Below are 1,103 nucleotides of genomic sequence, written 5' to 3' on the forward strand. Positions count from 1 at the left end.
ACCCCCTCACGCACCGCATGATTGTCAATATAGCCTGTCAACTTGGCATCAAGCGTGCCACCAGCTTCAATCGTGCCGTAAACAGCATCATAAGTGCGCGTGATTATTACAGGATCATCAACATATTCCGATGTGTCTGTATCTCCTATTTGAGCCACCCCTGCACCCAAAATATCACCAGATGTAGTCTCAATGCGTGTTGTCGTCTCAATCTTGGTTGTTTCGGTTAAATCACGCCCCTCATTGAGCAGCGTATCGCCATGCATCACAATGTTGCCATTGGCAGCAATTAAACTATAACTATTGCGGATATCGCCGGCATGAACCGTGAGATGACGCCCTGCTAAAATCTGGGCAGCATTATTGGTAAAATGAGGCTGCTGCTGACTAACCGTCGTTGTAACTCTGGTAGTTGTGGTAGTTGTATCAACCAAAAGCCACCCATCTGTTTCGGTATGTGATGTTTCATAGACATTGCGATTCACCACTTTATCGCTAACTTCAACTCCACCTTCACGCATGTTGGTGAGCGCTGAGACATCGAAGGTCATATCGCCTGACACGGCTTCTAAAAGACCCGAGCTGTTGATCACATGACCAGCCCGCTCTCCACTTAAGCCACGGATGATGAGATTGTCTTCAGCAATGACGTCGGCAAACTTATTAATAAAATCCCCATCTAAGGAGAAAATGGCAGATTTCTTGGCATAAATCAGCCCGCTATTACTCAGATCAGCGCTCACATTGAGCGCAACCCCATCACCACTTGAACCAATACTGCCGGCATTGTCCAAAACATCTGCGGTTAAGACAAAAGCACCACCACTTTTGAGAACTCCGTCTTCACCATTTAAAACCAGAGCAACTTGCCCCAATGACGGATCATGGCTTTCTGCTATAAGCGTAAAACTGTCACTGGCTAAAAGCTGACCGGAATTGGCTAAAGACCCGAGAGTTGCATCAACAACACCGCCCACCATGATACCGGAATTGCTTAAAACATCATGGCTGTTGAGAGTAAGTACTCCGCCTTGCGCTTCCACAAGCCCAGCCTGGGTGAGTGTGCCTGCCTTCAGCGTTACATCATAGGCGCCAACCTCACT

Annotated in this window: 1 pseudogene; it reads right to left on the reverse strand. The window is 47.6% G+C overall.

From position 1 onward, the window contains the following. Window positions 1-1,103 (reverse strand): annotated as a pseudogene (locus tag ACFIK3_RS09560) (filamentous hemagglutinin); the annotation flags it as partial.

Origin of the sequence: Bartonella sp. CB10SXKL (assembly GCF_042195515.1) — a bacterium.
Lineage (GTDB): Bacteria > Pseudomonadota > Alphaproteobacteria > Rhizobiales > Rhizobiaceae > Bartonella.